Source organism: Mycobacterium sp., assembly GCF_032162105.1.
In the GTDB taxonomy this organism is placed as follows: Bacteria; Actinomycetota; Actinomycetes; order Mycobacteriales; family Mycobacteriaceae; genus Mycobacterium.
In genome coordinates this window covers 1-16,600 of sequence record NZ_JAVRPS010000144.1, presented here as the reverse complement: position 1 = coordinate 16,600, position 16,600 = coordinate 1, and the positions used below count along the sequence as shown (strand labels likewise).

Sequence of the window (16,600 nt, the reverse complement as noted above, 5' to 3'; positions counted from 1 at the left end):
TGGATGAAGTCGGGATGGTTCTGCAGGAGCTCGGCGAATTCGTCGACGACGACGAACAGGGTCGGTAGCGGCGCGAGGTCGGCGCCCCGTTCGCGATGCTTCTCGTATTCGGCGACGCCCGACAGCGCGCCTGCGGCTCCGACCTGGATGCCTGCCTGGCGCAGGATCGACTGCCGCCGGTCGAGCTCACCGGACAACACCTCACCCATGCGGCTGACGAGCTCTGCTTCCTCCTCCATGTTCGTCACCACCGCGGCGGTGTGTGGAAGCTTCTCCATGCCAAGGAAAGTCGAGCCGCCCTTGAAGTCGGTCAGCAGCAGGTTGACCTGATCCGGGTGGTGCGTGGCGGCCAGTGAAAGAATCAGTGTGCGAAGGAATTCCGATTTTCCCGAACCTGTGGTGCCGATGAGCATCCCGTGCGGCCCTGCCCCGAATTCGGCGCCCTCCTTGATGTCGAGGTGCATGACCTCACCGGTCTTGAGTTCGTGACCGAACGGGATGCGCAACCGGTCCTGGTCCAAGTCGCTGAACATCCGCCAACGGTTCGGCGTGACCTCCTCGATCGTCTTCGCCCCGACCAGTTGGTGCCACTCGGTGGCGACCTTCTTCTGCACCCGGGTGCTCTTGTCGATGATCGTGCCGGTGATCGACCACCCCGCGAGCTTGCGCGCGATGCGGCCGGCCTGGGCAGGCGTCATGTGGTCGGCCACGTTGGTCACCAAACGGAAGTTCTGATTGGGCAGACGGTCATCGGCGGTGCCGTCGGCGTCGACGCGGATACGGTACGCCGAGCCGCGGTGGTTGCCCAGCGTGATCACGGTGACGCCGGCCCTGCCGTCCACGGGGAAGCCCGCCTTGCCCCCGGTGAGATCGATGACGACGACATAGGGACCGCTGGGTGCCGAGTCGGCGGTGTGCGGGCCGCGCGCGGTCAGATCACTGAGACCGTCGGGTCGGGTGAACATCAACCGCGTCGCACCCGATGCATCGGTGTCGGTCTGGTGCTGCAGGTGCGGCAGCCATTTGAGCCACGACCACTCAGGGTCCTCCGGGTTGTCCGTCAGGACCCGCATCTGCAGCACGTCCGGCGGATGGAACACCGCCAGATGACAGATCATCGCGGTGAGCAGGCCCGCGGCGCCCGCCGGATCACCGCCGACCGCGATGGTCGGAAACGTACGCAGCTGAATGAGTTTCGGGCAATCGTGAATCAAGCCGTGGGTACGCAGGAACTTGGTCAGCCACATGTGGCTGACCGGTTCAAGGTGCGGTTGCGGCGCGCCCTGCGGGCCGGCCAGCTCACCGCCGACGGCGGGTTTCAGCAGCCGGTCCACGGCAGGCTCCGCCCCGAGTCCGATCCGCGTTGCGGCGTAGAAGCTGTCGTTGGCCGGACGCGACCACTGCCGGTTGCTCCCGATGATCGACAGCAGATCGTCGGGATGCGGTGCGTGGTAGTTGAAGAACGTCACCTGCGCGGCGGCCGACGACGTCACGCGCGTCCGCAGGCCGGACAGGTAGCGCAGATACTCCTTGCGGTCGGCGTTGATCTCGGGCACCTTCTTGCCGCCAGGCCCGCCGCCTGCCATGAAGCCCACGGTGCCCATCACCATCATCAGCGGCATCATCAGCATGTACGGCGACAGCTGCCGCACGCCGGTGAAGATCATGATGGCGATCATCCCGAGCATGCCGCCGCCCATAACCCACGGCAGGATCTTCTGGATGCCTGACGCCGGGATCTCCACACCGAGGTCGTCGGGCGGCGTCACGTTGATCTCGCCCGGGGTCAGGCGCGGTCCCCGCTTGATCATCGGGGTAAACTTCTTGGTGGTCATCCCCCACCTCCCGTACTTGCCGCAGGTACTGCGTTCGGATCGCCGACCTTGCGCGGATTGGGGTCGGCGGGCAGGGTGTCGTGCTCGAGCAGAGCGGCCTGCTTGGACAGCACCGGCCCGTCGACGAGCAGTCCGACCACCTGCCACGGCGCGGTCTTCGGCGCCGCCAGCCCCAGAGCCTTGGCGGTCTCCTCGTCGGGCAGTCCGTAACGCACGCCCTGCGGGTCGATGTAGTAGAGGCTCTCGCCGTAGCGAGGATCCGGCGACTGCAGCCGCACGTATTGCCCACTGTTGATGAATACCGTTGAGTCGCCGCCGATCTGATCGATCCCGGTGTTCAACGATCCCGCGCCGATCGGGAGGTGCCGTCCGATGATGACCGAGGTCTTCGGGGATTGATCGCCGGGTTCGCGCTCCCACGACCAGCACAGCGTCGGCGCGTCCTCCCGCAGTTGAATCTCCAGCGGTTTGTCAGGAAGCGGCGAGGTGTAGACCTCCTCGGCGATCTTCGCCACATCGCTGGATTCCACCGACGGCGGCGAGATCAGGCCGTAGGAGTTGGTGGCGCGCAATGCCGCCGCCGTCGTGTCGTTGACCTTCGCCACGCCGTCGGGAAGCACCACGTACTTCTGTTCGTCCGAATCCGTCACGGTCTGGAAGACCGATCCGATGACCAGATTGGCCGGCAGGCCAACGTCGTTCGGCGCGCCCGAGGCGGGTACCTGCGGCAGCTGCCATGGCCCCGCGTTCGGCAAAGCGTTGAACAGTCCCTCCGAAATGGGGGTTGCCCTGGCGGTCACCGGGATCCCCACGGCCGACGTCACCGCACGGTCGGACAGCTCGATCGCATGCCTGCCGGTGTCGGTGACCAACCAGTCCTTGTTCTGATACGACACCAGCACGCCCTGGTCCGGGTTCATCGCCCCGACCGATCCGTCGGTGACGAGCGGCAGCACGATGACCGACGAATCCACCGTCGGCGCAACGCTCTCCGGCTTGGTGACGGTGTCGCACAACGTCCACATGGACTCGGCGGCCGTCGACACCGGGGTGGCGTACGGGGCGCCGGGAATGCCGATGGGCTGCCCCTTCGGCATCCGGTTCAGCTCGTCGGACTTCACCGCGTTCGGGGTGCCCGGATTGCCGAGCACCAGCCGCGCCGAGGTCAGGTTGTAGACGGGGTGCAGCAGATTGGTTCCGCCCATCACCACGTACAGCTGGTTGGTGGTGCGGTCGACGAGCAGGTTGTCGCCGCCCCGCTTTCCTAGCGGCTTGAAGTAGGCCAACAGCGCCGCGCCGAGGCAGACCAGCACCGCGATCACGATGCCAAGGGAGACCGCCCGGCTGTAGAACTGCAGCGGGTCGTCGAACATCCTGGTGTCGCGACGCACGATGGCGTGCTCCACTCGGCGCAGTAGGAAACGCCAGCCACTGACCTGGACCTTGGTGGTGAGTCGAAAGCCTGCCATTTCTTCTACTCGACGATGTTCAGGCGTGCGTGCACGGCGTCGATGGCTTCGATCATGTCCTCAAAGTTGATTTCACTGAGTTGCTCGACGGCCAGGCTGTCGAAGTCGACCGACCGGGCCAGGCGCATGTCTCGGTACTGCTCGCCGGCCTCCACCAACTGCCGGGCGTACCGGCCGTTGCCCGCGATGTCGAGCGCGGGCTTGCCGTTGAGAGTGCGCTGGTTCAACAGGGTGGCGGCCTCCAGCACTCGCTTGGCCGCTTCCTCGCTGAGCGTCGAGTCGTTGGACGCCGCAAGCACCTTGGCGATGTCGACGATCTCCTCCGGCGAGTACGAATCGAACTCGACCCTGGTGGAGAACCGCGACCGCAGACCGTCGTTGGACTCCAGCAGGCGGTCGATGTCGGCGCTGTAGCCCGCGATGATCACGACGAGCCGGTCGCGGTCGTTCTCCATCCGGGCCAGCAGGGTGTCGAGTGCCTCGGTGCCGAACGGGTCGGCCCGGCCGTCGCGCTCCTGTACCAGCGTGTAGGCCTCGTCGATGAACAACACCCCGCCGACGGCGCGATCGATGGTGCGCGCGGTCTTCACCGACGACTGCCCCTCGTACTCGGCGACGAAGTCCTTGCGCGAGGTCTCGACGAGCTTCGGTTCGGCGATCACACCGAGACCGGCCAGGATGTTGGCGACCACCCGCGCGATCGTGGTCTTTCCGGTACCCGGGGGTCCGGTGAAGATGATGTGCTTGGACTGCTGGGCTACCTTCATCCCGCGTGCGGCCCGCACCTTCGCCATTTGCGTTGCGGCACGGTATCTCTCGATCTGCTCCTTGACCCGGCTCAGCCCGATCTGGCGGTCGAGTTCGGCCTGCGCGTCGATCAGCAGCTTGTCGCGGGCCGAGGTGTCCGCGACCACGCTGGTCGGATCCCATGGATCACTGCGCGACGCGATCTTCTCCGCCGTGGTGGTCACCAGTCGGTAATTCGGATCCTTCAGCGCCGCAGTGACCTTCGGCTCGGAATGGGTGGCCTGCAACCATTCGAGTAGCGCGACGGCCGACTCCTCGTTGCCCTGGCTGCGGCGCGTCATGGCCAGATACCAGGCGATCGCCGTTGCGCATGCCTCGCCGGCGGGTGACGAGTTGGATTCGGTGAGACGGCGTTCCGCCTCGGTGAAGAGTCCGAGGTTGGCGGCCGCGACGCCGTGCGCCACGCCCGCGGCGGCGCCAAGGAACTTGTCCGGCCAACTGCCGGCGTTCCGAACCTCGTCGATGACGTCGGTCCAGCGTTCGGCGGCTCCGTAGATCACGGCCTTGACCCACGCCACCAGGTGCTCGGCGCCGGTGGCCGGAACGTCCTCGAGTGCTTCCATCGCGTCGGCGTGGTTGCCGACGGCGGCCTCGTGCACGGCGAAGCCCATGGTGATCGCCAGAGGGGAGTTCACCGGGTAGGTGATGTCGCCGAACTGGCCGCCGATGGGTACCCGGGCGTTCATGGTGTTCATCGAGATCTCGGCGGCGCCGGCCAACTGGCCGAACTTCGTCCGCGAGTACCAGGCGCGGAACAGCGTCACCCGGTCGGTGTCGCCGCATCGGATGCGTCCCACCCAGGCATCGCACGCGGTCTCGTCCACTGTGGTGATCTCGGTGAACAGTTCGAGGGACCGCGCTGGGGCGCTCGGCAGCATGCCGACGGCGCTGCCGAACAGCCCGGCAAGATCGTCAGTCATGGTTACTCGCGTATCGGGTGGCGAAGACCTGCGCCCTGGCCGCTTCGGCTTGCTCCGGTGACGGCAGGTCGAGGTCTCTGGTCAGGAAGTCGTGCGTCGCGACGTTGTCGTGGCCCTGTTGGCGCATGCCCTCGAGCATGAACGAGTACTGCGCGGACCTGGCGTCCTGGGTGGCCAGGCCAGCCATCACGACGATCTCGTCGGCGAGATTCGTTTCGGTCATCGTGGTTGCCTTCGGCGATAGATCGATGCGGTTGACGCGTCCATCCATGAAGGTAGTCACGGTGACGGTGCCGGGTGGATTCGTCACGGTGAACAGTGGCACCGATAGATCGTCGACCTCGCCGTCGTCGGGGCGCGGATCGGTCGCCTCCATGACGTCGGCCGCTGCTGAGTCGTCGTCCGCGGAGTCGGCCGCGGCGTAGTCGCCCAACGCGTCGAGCACGGACGCGCTCGAGTCGACGTCCGGCGCGGAGAAGTCCAGTGCGGCCAGATCGTCGTGATCGTCTTCGGGATGGTGCGGCGGAGAGTCGTCCACCAGGGGGATGCCTTTCTCAGTCCGGACCGGAGGTGTCTGCGTTCTTCTTGTCGAACCAAGTGCCCGACGGGAGGAACTCGATCAGGCCGTCCAGTGCGCGTTGCAGGTTCTCATTCGTGCCAGGCAGGAAGCTGCCGTACAGCTCGCCGTTGACCCGTCGCGGGATGGACACGATGCGGCCGTGCCGCGCATCGAGCACGCCTGCGGCGACGTCGGCCTGCGAGTAGGTGCCGCCCGAATGCCGTTCGTTGGCGGTGATCTCCACCCAGCTCCTGGGCTCGGCGATGAGTTCGGCGTACGTCCGCGCCGACGCGGGGTCGATGCCGAACTGGGTCAACTGGTTTGCCGTGCGCGATTCGCCGAGCTTGCTTGCCACCGCGGTCAGCGGTTCGACGTCCGCCGCGTTCGCCGACCCGAGGACGACGTTCACCATGGCCGCCAGCCCGATTTGCTGTGCGACGCGTTGCAGTACGATCATCTCGCCGTCGCGAGCGGCGACGACGTGGCGAGACCCCTTGCGGCACACCACGAAACGCACCATCTTGCCGCCGAGGTCGCGGCGCCACCATCGACCTTCGAGCGTTCGGTCGGCACGGCTGAGCGTGTCGACCATCGCCGCGACCTCGGGATGCGGCTCGCCGAACACGTTCAGCACACCCTGCGCGACGAGGTCGCGGGTCACCTGTTCCCACACCACGTCTCGCAGCTCGAGCTGCGGGATGTTGGGCCTGATGCCCATCGACGGCGGGAACTCCATGACGTTGAGCTTGTCGGCGATGACGAGCATGCCGTCGATGGTGACCTCGACGCCAACGACGTCATCGACGTGCGTGGCGTCCTGTCCGGCACTCCCCGCCATGGTCATCGGGGTTGCATCTGGTCGCCGAGCCGGCCACCGGCCAGCCCGTCGATCCGGTCGTACGCCGCAGCGGACGCGTCCAGTCTGTCTGCCATTACCTCCGATACCCCCTCCATTCCCGAGCCCGTGGCGCGGCGGGCGTTCTGCACGGCCTCCACCGCTGCGGCGGTCGACCACGAGATCACCCCGTGGGTCATCCGCAGCGACGTGACGACACCGTCGGCGACCTCGGCCGCCGACCCGATCTCGGTGGCCGCTTGCCGCTGTTTGGCGGCCAACTCCCGCAGGTGGGCCGTCGTAACTCGCAGATCGCCGGACATGTGATTCCCCTTCGTCCCCATCTTCCTATGGTGCTGGCGCCGGCGGCGGGCCGATTGGATTTTCTCGATCCACGGTAACCGTGATCGGTGTGGCCAGCCGCTCCACGTCGACCTCCATCTCGATGTGCACCGGCGCCCGACCCGCATCGATTCCGCCGGGGGCCGCGCCCGGCCGGTCTTTCTCATGGTCCTTTTCCAGGTCCGGCTTGCCGTCCCCGTCCTCGTCTTCCTTGCCGTCCTCGTCTTCGTCGTCCTTCTCGTCCTCGGCGGCCTGCCTCTCGGCCTCCCGCTGCATGGCCGCTTGCACGGCCTCCTTGATCAGTCCCACCGGGACGGCCGGGGCGGCGGCCATCGGAGCGGGTGCCGCACTCATCGCCGAGGGCGGCATGCCGCCAAGGGGCGCAGGCGGTGCGCCGGAGGCCGGAGGCATGCCGCCGCCTGCCGACGTCTTCTGCCCGGCCGGGGCGGGCATGGCGGGTGGGCCCACCGAGGCCGCAGGCGGAGGTCCACCCATCGCGCGTGGCCCGCTCCGGCCCGCAGACCCCGACCCACCGGATGTTGGTATCGGCGCGACGAACTGCCCTGGGTTGCCCGGCGGCTGTTCGGCCGGAGGCGTCGGCGCCGTGTCCTCGGGCTGCTCGTCACCCGGCCGGTCCTTGGGTGACTGTTCGTGCGGTGCCGACGGCGGAGCGGGCAGCGGAGGTGGGTTCTGGTCCTGGCCCGTCTGGGAGATGTTCGCGGTCTGCCCGAGGTTCTCGTAGCGCCCGACGAGCTGCTGCAGGGCCGCTGCGTTCGCCCCGACCTCGGACGAGAGTTGGTGTACCTCCGACGAGCTGCGCCCGACGGCGATGAGCACCGCCTGGGCGTCCGCGGCCGCCTTCATTCCCTGACCGACTCCGGGGATGAGCCCCAGCGCGAAGGTCACCAGACCGACGTCGGCGAGCCAGTTGTACCAATCGTCGAGACGATCCCGGTGAAAGCTGACCTGGAAGGCCTCGGTGGCGAGCACGCCGTGCACCTGGTGGTCGGCGGCCGCCATCGCCCTGCTGCGGTCGATCTGTTCGACGTTGGGGACCGTGTAGGAGTCGGCCCCCGCGCCCGTCCAGCTCGCGGTGGGCAGCGCGGACCTCAACGTTGCGCAGGCGTCGTGAAGACGGGCGCCACCTCGACCGAAGCGTTCGCCGTCCTCGGGCGCGCCGAGGCCGGTGGTCAGCTTCAGACCTGCGATCACCAACTGGCCGGCGTCGAGGATCGGCGCGTTGGCCACGCGAAGGTTTCTCACCCGCTCAATGAAGTCACCGATGGCTGCGGCCCCTTCGACGACGTCGCTGACCTCTTTGCCGGTGTCCCAGACGGATTTGCCGACGTTCTCCAGCTTGCCCAGCAGACCCATGCATCGAACCCCCTCGCCGGATGCGAGCGTACCAGCGGATCAGGGGTCCCCTGCGCACCAATTCCTTGGCCATCCCGGCCGTCAACAGGGGGATCGAGATTCAGGTCGAGATGGCTTGACCTGTGTGGATAGGCGCCGCGGCACGTCATCGCCGGACCGCAGGCCGATCGCGTGGTTGGACCGTGCGGCAGCTGGGAATACCGTGTGATTGCGCCGGTGAGCCCTGCAGGAAGGTTCGTCTACGGTTGGCGATCAAGACCTTCGTTTCGTTTGCTGTCTGCCGAGTATTGGCGCCGCCCCTCCGATGTTCGGTTGGCGGGGCCGGGCGTGGTTGATACTTGAATCGAGGGAGGCAGTCACATGGTCTGATTCCACGGGAAGGAGCCTGGTGCCGTGAGCGAGCGTGACGATGCCCTGCGCCGACAACTCGGTTGGACCGGGCCCGAGGAATCCGACTACGAACCCGCACCCGCGCCCGTCGAGCCGACGTTCACCCGGGCGGCGACGCCGCTGCCCTCGAGGCCGCCGGTCGACTTCGTGCCGGTCGAAGCCGCACCCGCGCCGGAAAGACCGCCAACACCGCCGGCTCCGGAGCCCACCGCGCCGGAACCACCCGCGCAGCCGCCACGCGAGCCCGAGCGCCCGCCGTCACCCCGCTACGGTCCGCCTCAGGGGCCACGCGACACCGGGCAGTTCGGCCAGCAGAGCCCTCCCCAGCAGCAGAGCCCGCCGCCCCAGCCTCCCCAGGCTCGCAACCCACAACAGTGGGGGCAGCAACAGCCTGGCTGGCAGCAGCAACAGCAACGCGGGCCACGGCCGCCCGCGCCGCCGAATCAGGGACAACCGAACCAGGGACAGCCGCCGCCTCCCTCCTGGCAGGCTCAACAGTTCGGTCCTGACCCCCGACTGGCGCCGCCCCCACCGACCGGGTCCTACGCGGACCGGATCAGGCGGGATGAGCTCGTCCCGGCCAAGCGGCTTCCGCCGTCGCGCGGCTGGCGTCTGGTGCTGTTCCGGCTCACGTTCGGGGCGGTCAACCTGGGCCAGTCCACGGAAGAGTTGCGGCAGGCCGAGTCGGAGGCGCGGATCAAGTCGGTGTTGCGCGGCCACTACAAGATCGGCGTGATGGGCAAGGGCGGAGTCGGCAAGACGACGGTGTCCGCGAGCATCGGGTCGATATTCGCCGAGCTGCGCCAGGACGACCGCGTGGTCGCCATCGACGCGGACACAGCATTCGGCAAGCTCGGCAGCCGCGTCGACCCGAACGCGACGGGGTCGTACTGGGAGCTGGCCGGCGATCAGCACCTCGAGACGTTCGCCGACATGCGCAGCAGGGTGGGGAACAACGCCGCGGGTCTGTTCGTGTTGGCCGGCGAGGCCAGTCCCGCCCGCAGGCGCGTGCTCGACCCCGCCATCTACCGGGAGGCCACGGCACGTCTGGATCGCCACTTCACGATCTCCATCGTCGACTGCAGCTCGACGATGGACACGCCCGTCACCCAGGAGGTATTGCGGGATCTGGACGCCTTGATCGTGGTCTCCTCGCCCTGGGTCGACGGCGCCGCCGCCGCCGGTCAGACGATGGACTGGTTGGCCAACCGGGGTTTGACCGGCCTGTTGCAGCGCACCGTCGTCGTGCTCAACGACTCGGACGGGCACGCCGACAAGCGCACCAGGGCCATCCTCGCCCAGCAGTTCGCCGGCCAGGGCCAGGCCGTGGTGGAGGTCCCGTTCGATGGGCACCTGCGGACCGGCAGGGTCATCGAGCGCACCACCGAGATGTCCCCTGCGACCCGGCGCAAGTTCATCGAGATCGCCACCGCGCTGGCCGAACACTTCCCAACCAACGACGACCGCGAACGCACTCGCGACCGGTTCTAGCGTTCAGCGCCAGTCGATCTGGTCGACCAGCGACTCGATCAGCTCCGTCTCCGCGGCGGCGATCGGCTGGCCCGCCTCCGCGGCGACGATCGCATCCTCGGCTACTCCCGCCGCCTGCGCGGTCTCGCTGATCGTGAGGTTGGCCCGTCGCCGGGCGGCGTACAGCCGCTGACCGAGCGTCGCCGTCGGAGCCGTCGCGCCGAGCAGGGTCAGCTCGTCCATCTGGCGGCGGACTGTGCTCAGCGCCTTCAGCAAGGGAGGCGTGAGCCGACCGATCCGCGCCGCGCGTGCTGCCACCGCCTCGAGCTGGCGCAGGTCGGCCAGGATCGCGGTGACCCTGGGGGTGAATGCCGGATCGTCGATCGGGGGCAGCGAACCGACGGTGGCGCCGAGGGTGTTGACCGCCGCTTCGACGGCCTGGGCGATAAGCGAGCCCTCATCGCCGCCCGCGGGCGGTTCGGCGGCCTCGCCCGGCGTGACGGGACCGCCCCGCCTGATTCGGGCGATGTTCCCGGCCGGCCACTGCAGAACTTGTTCGAGCTTGGCCCGCGTCCGCTCGCGCGGCCAGCTTCGACCCTTCTCGAACGAGATGAGCGCGCCCGCGTTGATGATGCCGTCGGCGGCCAGACTGCGCTGGCTGATGTCGAGTTCACGGCGTCGCGCCGCCGCGGCAGCACCCGCGCGCACCATCCCGGGATCCACCTCGACGGAGGCATCGGCTGCGTCGTCCGGGTCGGCCGTGGTGTCACCGCTGACCAACCGGTTGCCCTCCTCCCCTGGATGCAGCACCGCTACGTGTTCGTCCTACATTAGCCGGATTGCGGGCGGATGAGAACTGTTGCGTATATCCGGTTTGAACCGTGTCACAGCTAGACGCATCGGCGACTGCGCGCCCCGCGAGTGTTTCCGATGGCTGGTCAACTGCTACTTTAGGGCCGCAGCGCCACTCCGCGATCCGCTTCAGTTTAAACTGTTGCATCGCTACAGTTCTTGCGATACATTCGGTTCATCGCGCCACGCACGAACGGCGCTCGAACGAAGGAGCGAGACATGAACGCAGTAGGCCGGGACGGTCTGCCGATAGGCGAGTGCACCCGCGATCCCGAGCGCTGGACGTCGGCCGCCGACGAGGAGGCCAAGGCCATCTGCCGGGCGTGCCCGCGTCGATGGGCCTGCGCGCGGGAGGCATGCGAGCTGCCGAAGGCCGAGGGCCTCTGGGCTGGCATCGTCATTCCCGAGGCCGGCCGTGGACGCACCTTCGCGCTGCGGCAGCTGCGGTCGCTGGCCGAGCGCAACGGCTACTCCGTCCGCGCGCGACGCCTGTTCCTGGAATCGGCCTGACCGCTCGTCTCGCTGCCGAACGAGGGGACGGCAGCGCGACGAGCGAAATGGAACAGCCGGGCACGCCTTGCGGTTAGGATGAGTCGACGGTGTCGTGCAATGCCCCGGGTACCACCCCAGAACAGTCGCCTAGTGCGACCACTTGCCGAGAGGCGCACTGCCGGCACCGTCACCCGCGCCGTCGACGCAACCGCGTCGACGGCTCGTTTCATTGCCAGGCTCATACCGCTGAATCGACTACATCCGCACCTGTGGATGAATGTCCGGCCGTGTCGGGGACCGGTCCTAGCGTGACGCCATGACGTACTGGATCAACACCGTCAGCCGCGGCCACGTGCAACGCGGCGTGGCAGGCGGTTTCACACAGGCCAACCACGGCAAGCCACAGATGTTGCGGAGGATGGCACGGGGCGACTGGATCGCCTTCTACTCGCCCAAGACCGACTATCCGGATGGCGCGCCGCTACAGGCATTCACCGCGATCGGACAGGTCACCGACGACGAGGTCTACCAGGTCGACATGGACCCGGAGTTCCAGCCCTGGCGGCGCCGCGTCGAGTTCCTGCCGTGTTCGGAGACGCCCATCCGTCCCCTGCTCGACGATCTCGGCTTCGTGGAGGACAAGACGCGTTGGGGCTACCGCTTCCGGTTCGGGGTCTTCGCCATCGACGAACACGACTTCGAAGTGATCCATACCGCGATGACGGGATTAGTCTGGACGGATGAGCAACACCGAGCCGGCGCCTGACGAAGTCGCTTGCGCTGCTTCACGATTCGCCGGTGTCCTGCATCCGCGCGACGTCCCGCTCGGTGGACCACGAGCGATCAGGGTGCGCCGGACGCTCCCGCAGCGCGAACGGTCGCTGATCGGAGCGTGGTGCTTCGTGGACCACTACGGTCCTGAGGACCTGAGCGCCGGGCCCGGCATGGACGTCCCGCCACATCCGCACACCGGTCTGCAGACGGTGAGCTGGCTGTTCAGCGGCGAGGTGGAACACCGCGACTCCGCAGGCGTGCACGCCATGATCCGCCCGGGCGAGCTGAACCTGATGACCGCTGGCGCAGGCATCTGCCACTCGGAGGTTTCGGTCGCTGGGTCGACGCCGGCGACGCGGTTTCTGCACGGCGCCCAGCTGTGGGTGGCCCTACCCGATGCCGACCGCGAGACCGGTCGCGACTTCGCCCACTACGTGCCCTCGCCACTCGCCGTGGACGGCGCGCGGGTCCGCGTCTTCCTCGGCGAGCTGGCCGGGACCCGTTCGCCGGTCGCCACCTTCACACCTCTGCTGGGTGCCCAGGTGGATATGGGTCCCGGCGCGACGGTCACGTTCGACGTCGACAGCTCCTTCGAGCACGGCGTGCTGCTCGACCAGGGCAGCATCCAGGCGGGCGCGGCCACGCTCGAGGTGGCCGATCTGTGGTACCAGTCCCCCGGCCACGACTCCCTCACGCTGACCAACCGCGACGAACGCCCGGCCCGGGTGCTGCTGCTCGGTGGGCCGCCCTTCGGCGAGCAGCTGGTCATGTGGTGGAACTTCGTCGGGCGGAGCCACGACGAGATCGCCCAATACCGGCAGATGTGGCAGGACCAGGACGAGCGCTTCGGCGCGGTGTCCGGCTATCCGGGCGCCCGGCTGCCCGCTCCCCCGCTTCCGAACGGCAGGCTGCGGCCACGCCCGTGAGCGGCCGCGCGAGTAACGCACGAGACAAGCCCGTTCTCCTTAAGCGCATATTTGCTGCGTAAGGCACCGGCAACGAAATCCGTCGCGACACGTCCCGGTTCAGCAGCGCAAACGGTTCTGCGGGCAATCTCGCGCGCGTTTCAACGCGGCGGTAAGAGAAAATTTCCGTCGTGCGAATACCCCCACGAGCTGCGAATTGCGTTGTATCTTCGCCCTACGTCGAGCGCACGGCGATCGATCATGCGCGCAAGACAAGCCCAACAGAATCACCCTCGCCCCCCCAATCCCGAGGAGATGATGATGGCGCCAAGCGGTACGTGCCGCCTCTACCGACCGGATCCGATCCATGTCGGGGAAGTCGAGCGGTGGGGTCGGGCAGAAGCGAGCGCAACGGCTACTGCGAATCTGGTCGTGGTTTCGGTCCGCGGTGAGGTTGACGCGAGCAATGGCATCGACTTGGCGGGTTACGTTGAACGTCACCTCGGTATTGCCGGGACACTCGTCCTCGACTTGAGCGGGGTCGAGTTCTTCGGTGCCGCAGGTCTCACCGCCCTCCGAAGGATCGACCTGTGCTGCGACCGCATCCGCTGGCAGCTGGTCGCTAGCGCGGCAGTGCGACGCGTACTTCGCGCCTGCCACGCAGAAGACCTCCCGCAGGCCGAAAGCGTCGCAGCGGCGCAGCGGCAATTCGGGCGACACACCGAGCAATCCGCCGTGCTGGTTCCTTCCAGCCGCTAGGTGGTTGCTCGGCAACCGCCTCGAGCTCGGGTAACTCCCGCCGATATCGTCGTCTGCGATAACGACACAGCTGCCGCCGGCGTACTTCCTACGCGACGGCGCCGACCCCGACCTGCGGCCCGCGTGGCTCACCGTCGACCTGCTGCGGCCCGCGGGCTAACCCAGGTACTGCGCCGTCGACCCGGCCACCGGCATGTCCGTCATCCCGAGCTTGCGGTGATCCCAGCTTCGCAGCCGGGTGGGCACCACCCGCACTGCGATTCGGTTGTTCATCATCTGGTCGACGAACGGCTTCATGTCCTCGCTGTACGGACCGGTGTAGCGCTCCCACACGCTGATCCCCACGCGCAGAAGCAGTTCCGGGTCGCTGTCGACGATCTCGGCTTGACCGTCGATCGACACTCCACGCAGCGTGTTGTAGGTCTGGCCGTCCTCGATCATCACCGTGATCGTGGGGTCGCGGCGGAGGTTGACCGCCTTCTGCGACTTGGCCTTGGTCTCGAACCAGATCTCGCCGTCGAGGACGGCGTACCACATCGCGATCAGATGCGGTCGCCCGTTCGGGCCAACGGTGGCCATGGTCGCGGTGCGGCTGTGATCGATGAATTCGACGATCTCGTCGTCGCTCATGACGATCTTGGAGCGCTCGTTCTTTCCCACGTCCCGATACTGTCAGGTGCCCGTAGCGGCGACGGTCACCGGGATGCCGTTGAGCGCCCCGTTTCCGGACGGTTCGTCGAGGAACTCCGGTGGCGACAGGACGTTGGTGTTGACGCCAGGGGAGTCGTTGGCGACCGCCATCCGGGTGCCGGGCTTGCCGTGACCCCAGCCATGGGGCATCGACACCACCCCCGGCTTGATCGCCTCGGTCACCTCCACCGGCACTTCGATTCGGCCTGCGGACGACGTGACGGTGACGACGTCGCCGTTGGCCACGCCACGCCGTTCGGCGTCGTCGCGGTGCATCAGCAGGGTGCACCGCTCCCTGCCCTTCATCAGCGGCGCGACGTTGTGCAGCCAGGAGTTGTTGGACCGCAGGTGACGGCGGCTGACCAGCACCAAGTCGTCTGGCTCGCGGTCGAGGCGGGCGGCCAGCCTTGGCAGGTCGTCGAGCAGGTACTGCGGAGCCAGCCGCACCTTGCCGTCGGCGGTGCCCAGAATGTCCGGCAGTCGCGGGACCATCGGCCCGTAGTTGATCCCATCGGGCCGTGCCTTCAACTTCTCCAGGGTCAGGCCGTCGGGGTTCTCGCCGTAGCGGTCGCCGAACGGACCGGTGCGCAGGGTCAGGTCCAGCACCCGTTCGGGGCCGCCATGGTCGTAGTTCGTCCGGATCTGAGCGCCGTCGAGACCCTGTGTGAACGCCATGTAGTCGAAGAACCCGTCGTCGATCGCGGCCACGTCGACGTTCTCGGCGGGGGTGCCGGTGCACAGCCCGGTGAGCCGGATCAGGATCTCCCACTCCTCCGGGCGGTCCGGATCGGGGGCCTGGAACACCGGCGGCGAGTAGTTCGCGAAGCTGTTCACCGCGAAGTTCAGGATCAGGTCGTCGTGGTGGGCCTGCTCCAGCGGCGAAAGGCCGGGCAGGATGACGTCGGCGTGTCGGGTGGTCTCGTTGAGCCACAGGTCGACGGCGATCATCGCCTCCAACTGCGGCAGCGCCTCGTCGAGCTTGTCGCCGCCTGGCGTGGACAGCACCGGGTTGCCCGCGACGGTGATGAGCGCCTTGATCTGGCCCTCCCCCGGCGTCGCGATCTCCTCGGCCATGCACGACACCGGCACCTGGCCCAGCACCTCCTTGGCGCCGCGCACCCGGGTGCGGAACCGGCCGAACTCGGCGAGCCCGTCCTCGAGGCCCGGTTGCGGCTGCACGGTGATCGACCACGCCGCAGGCCGGGGGAACATCAGCCCGCCGGGGGTGTCGAAGTGGGCGGTCAGGATGTTGACGACGTCCACCAGCCAGCTGGCTAGACTCCCGAACTCCTGGTTGCACAACCCGATTCGGCCGTATACCGCGGCCCGCGGTGTGGTGGCCAGCTCACGGGCCAGCGCCCTGATCCGCGGGGCGGCGATTCCGGTGGCCTCGGCGACGCGTTCGGGTGACCAGTCGGCGGCCACCTCCCGCATCCGCTCCACGCCGTCGAGGTAGGGCTCGGCGGTGCCGAGCGACACCAGGTCCTCGTCGAACAGCGTGTGCGCGACGGCCAGCAGCAGCGCCGCATCGGTGCCGGGGGTGATGGGCAGCCATTCGTCGGCGCGTGCAGCGGTGGCGGTGCGGACCGGATCGATGACGATCACCTTGCCGCGCTTGCGAATTCCGTCGATGATGCCCATCACGTCGGGCGCGGCGAGCAGCGATCCCTGTGATGCCGCCGGGTTGGCGCCCATCACGACCAGCAGGTCGGTGCGCTGGATGTCGGGCACCGGGAACAGCCACCAGCCGCCGTACATCAGATGCGACGACAGGTTCTTCGGCCATTGATCGATGGTTCCCGGCGAGTAGGTCATCGGCATACCCGACATGCCAAGCAGCACACCGGCGTAGCGAGCCAGCGAGAACGAATGCGCCAGTGGGTTGCCGGTGTACGCGGTGACCGCGCCGATGCCGTACTTCTCGATCACGGGGGCCAGCAGTTCCGTGCATCGCCTGAATGCCGCGTCCCAGGTGACCTCCAGCCACTCTCCGTCGACCTTGATCATGGGCTGGCGAATGCGGTCGGGATCCTCGTGCAACGCGCCGAGCGTGGCTCCCTTCGGGCAGATGTGGCCGGCGCTCCACGTGTCTTCGCGGTTGCCGCGGATACCGGCGACCTTGCCGTC

15 protein-coding genes are annotated in these 16,600 nt (G+C 67.7%); 5 read left to right on the top strand and 10 right to left on the bottom strand.

The window, feature by feature from the left end:
- The 7 genes from eccCa to QOC69_RS07130 form a co-directional block, all read right to left on the bottom strand.
- On the bottom strand, positions 1 to 1,835 hold a 1,835-nt coding region (gene eccCa, locus QOC69_RS07160), incomplete at its 3' end, for a type VII secretion protein EccCa (RefSeq protein WP_526437791.1).
- Complete coding sequence (eccB, locus tag QOC69_RS07155) at positions 1,832 to 3,304, bottom strand: type VII secretion protein EccB (protein ID WP_526437788.1); 1,473 nt, start codon at positions 3,302 to 3,304, stop codon at positions 1,832 to 1,834. The genes eccB and eccCa, both read right to left, overlap by 4 nt.
- A 5-nt stretch (positions 3,305 to 3,309) precedes the next feature.
- A complete protein-coding gene (eccA, locus tag QOC69_RS07150; protein WP_526437786.1) occupies positions 3,310 to 5,031 on the bottom strand; it encodes a type VII secretion AAA-ATPase EccA in 1,722 nt (573 codons plus the stop codon).
- The gene (locus tag QOC69_RS07145) at positions 5,024 to 5,569 is read right to left on the bottom strand and encodes a YbaB/EbfC family DNA-binding protein (protein ID WP_526437784.1); all 546 of its coding nucleotides are present in this window, start codon (positions 5,567 to 5,569) and stop codon (positions 5,024 to 5,026) included. Before QOC69_RS07145 ends, eccA begins: the two co-directional genes overlap by 8 nt.
- A gap of 16 nt (positions 5,570 to 5,585) precedes the next feature.
- Positions 5,586 to 6,434, bottom strand: a complete 849-nt coding sequence (locus QOC69_RS07140; RefSeq protein WP_526437782.1) for an ESX secretion-associated protein EspG — start codon at positions 6,432 to 6,434, stop codon at positions 5,586 to 5,588.
- On the bottom strand, positions 6,431 to 6,748 hold the full coding sequence (locus tag QOC69_RS07135; protein WP_526437780.1) for a type VII secretion target: 318 nt from the start codon (positions 6,746 to 6,748) through the stop codon (positions 6,431 to 6,433). Before QOC69_RS07135 ends, QOC69_RS07140 begins: the two co-directional genes overlap by 4 nt.
- A 25-nt stretch (positions 6,749 to 6,773) precedes the next feature.
- Complete coding sequence (locus tag QOC69_RS07130) at positions 6,774 to 8,141, bottom strand: EspA/EspE family type VII secretion system effector (protein ID WP_526437778.1); 1,368 nt, start codon at positions 8,139 to 8,141, stop codon at positions 6,774 to 6,776.
- Between the two features lie 393 nt (positions 8,142 to 8,534).
- Between QOC69_RS07130 and QOC69_RS07125 the strand changes: the two genes are divergently transcribed.
- Positions 8,535 to 10,022: a MinD/ParA family ATP-binding protein gene (locus QOC69_RS07125; RefSeq protein WP_526437776.1), complete on the top strand. Its 1,488-nt coding sequence runs from the start codon at positions 8,535 to 8,537 to the stop codon at positions 10,020 to 10,022.
- Positions 10,023 to 10,025: 3 nt separating this feature from the next.
- Here the strand turns inward: QOC69_RS07125 and QOC69_RS07120 are convergent, their stop codons facing one another.
- Positions 10,026 to 10,712, bottom strand: coding sequence for a transcriptional regulator (locus QOC69_RS07120; protein ID WP_526437793.1), 687 nt, complete (start codon positions 10,710 to 10,712; stop codon positions 10,026 to 10,028).
- Positions 10,713 to 11,072: 360 nt separating this feature from the next.
- On the opposite strand from QOC69_RS07120, the gene QOC69_RS07115 reads away from it, so the two are divergent.
- The 4 genes from QOC69_RS07115 to QOC69_RS07100 all read left to right on the top strand — a co-directional run bounded on the left by QOC69_RS07115 (position 11,073) and on the right by QOC69_RS07100 (position 13,783).
- Positions 11,073 to 11,363, top strand: a complete 291-nt coding sequence (locus QOC69_RS07115) for a WhiB family transcriptional regulator (protein ID WP_526437774.1) — start codon at positions 11,073 to 11,075, stop codon at positions 11,361 to 11,363.
- A 298-nt stretch (positions 11,364 to 11,661) separates the two neighbouring features.
- On the top strand, positions 11,662 to 12,111 hold the full coding sequence (locus tag QOC69_RS07110) for an EVE domain-containing protein (protein WP_526437771.1): 450 nt from the start codon (positions 11,662 to 11,664) through the stop codon (positions 12,109 to 12,111).
- Positions 12,086 to 13,045 carry a pirin family protein gene (locus tag QOC69_RS07105; RefSeq protein ID WP_526437769.1) on the top strand — a complete coding sequence of 320 codons (960 nt, stop codon included), beginning with the start codon at positions 12,086 to 12,088 and terminating at the stop codon, positions 13,043 to 13,045. Before QOC69_RS07110 ends, QOC69_RS07105 begins: the two co-directional genes overlap by 26 nt.
- A gap of 240 nt (positions 13,046 to 13,285) precedes the next feature.
- Positions 13,286 to 13,783, top strand: a complete 498-nt coding sequence (locus QOC69_RS07100) for an STAS domain-containing protein (protein WP_526437767.1) — start codon at positions 13,286 to 13,288, stop codon at positions 13,781 to 13,783.
- Between the two features lie 156 nt (positions 13,784 to 13,939).
- Here QOC69_RS07100 and QOC69_RS07095 read toward each other — a convergent pair whose 3' ends face one another.
- Positions 13,940 to 14,443 (bottom strand): pyridoxamine 5'-phosphate oxidase family protein, encoded by a 504-nt coding sequence (locus QOC69_RS07095; RefSeq protein ID WP_526437765.1) that lies wholly within the window; start codon positions 14,441 to 14,443, stop codon positions 13,940 to 13,942.
- A 12-nt stretch (positions 14,444 to 14,455) separates the two neighbouring features.
- Positions 14,456 to 16,600: molybdopterin-dependent oxidoreductase (locus QOC69_RS07090; protein WP_526437763.1), on the bottom strand; the 2,145-nt coding region annotated here is incomplete at its 5' end.

What these genes read in the sequence shown, in the direction of transcription:
- QOC69_RS07130 (WP_526437778.1), bottom strand. Translation starts at nt 8,141, where the DNA reads ATGGGTCTGCTGGGCAAGCTGGAGAACGTCGGCAAATCCGTCTGGGAC.
- QOC69_RS07120 (WP_526437793.1), bottom strand. Translation starts at nt 10,712, where the DNA reads ATGGTGCGCGCGGGTGCTGCCGCGGCGGCGCGACGCCGTGAACTCGAC.
- QOC69_RS07105 (WP_526437769.1), top strand. Translation starts at nt 12,086, where the DNA reads ATGAGCAACACCGAGCCGGCGCCTGACGAAGTCGCTTGCGCTGCTTCA.
- QOC69_RS07135 (WP_526437780.1), bottom strand. Translation starts at nt 6,748, where the DNA reads ATGTCCGGCGATCTGCGAGTTACGACGGCCCACCTGCGGGAGTTGGCC.
- QOC69_RS07110 (WP_526437771.1), top strand. Translation starts at nt 11,662, where the DNA reads ATGACGTACTGGATCAACACCGTCAGCCGCGGCCACGTGCAACGCGGC.
- QOC69_RS07115 (WP_526437774.1), top strand. Translation starts at nt 11,073, where the DNA reads ATGAACGCAGTAGGCCGGGACGGTCTGCCGATAGGCGAGTGCACCCGC.
- eccA (WP_526437786.1), bottom strand. Translation starts at nt 5,031, where the DNA reads ATGACTGACGATCTTGCCGGGCTGTTCGGCAGCGCCGTCGGCATGCTG.
- QOC69_RS07140 (WP_526437782.1), bottom strand. Translation starts at nt 6,434, where the DNA reads ATGACCATGGCGGGGAGTGCCGGACAGGACGCCACGCACGTCGATGAC.
- eccB (WP_526437788.1), bottom strand. Translation starts at nt 3,304, where the DNA reads ATGGCAGGCTTTCGACTCACCACCAAGGTCCAGGTCAGTGGCTGGCGT.
- QOC69_RS07100 (WP_526437767.1), top strand. Translation starts at nt 13,286, where the DNA reads ATGCGCGCAAGACAAGCCCAACAGAATCACCCTCGCCCCCCCAATCCC.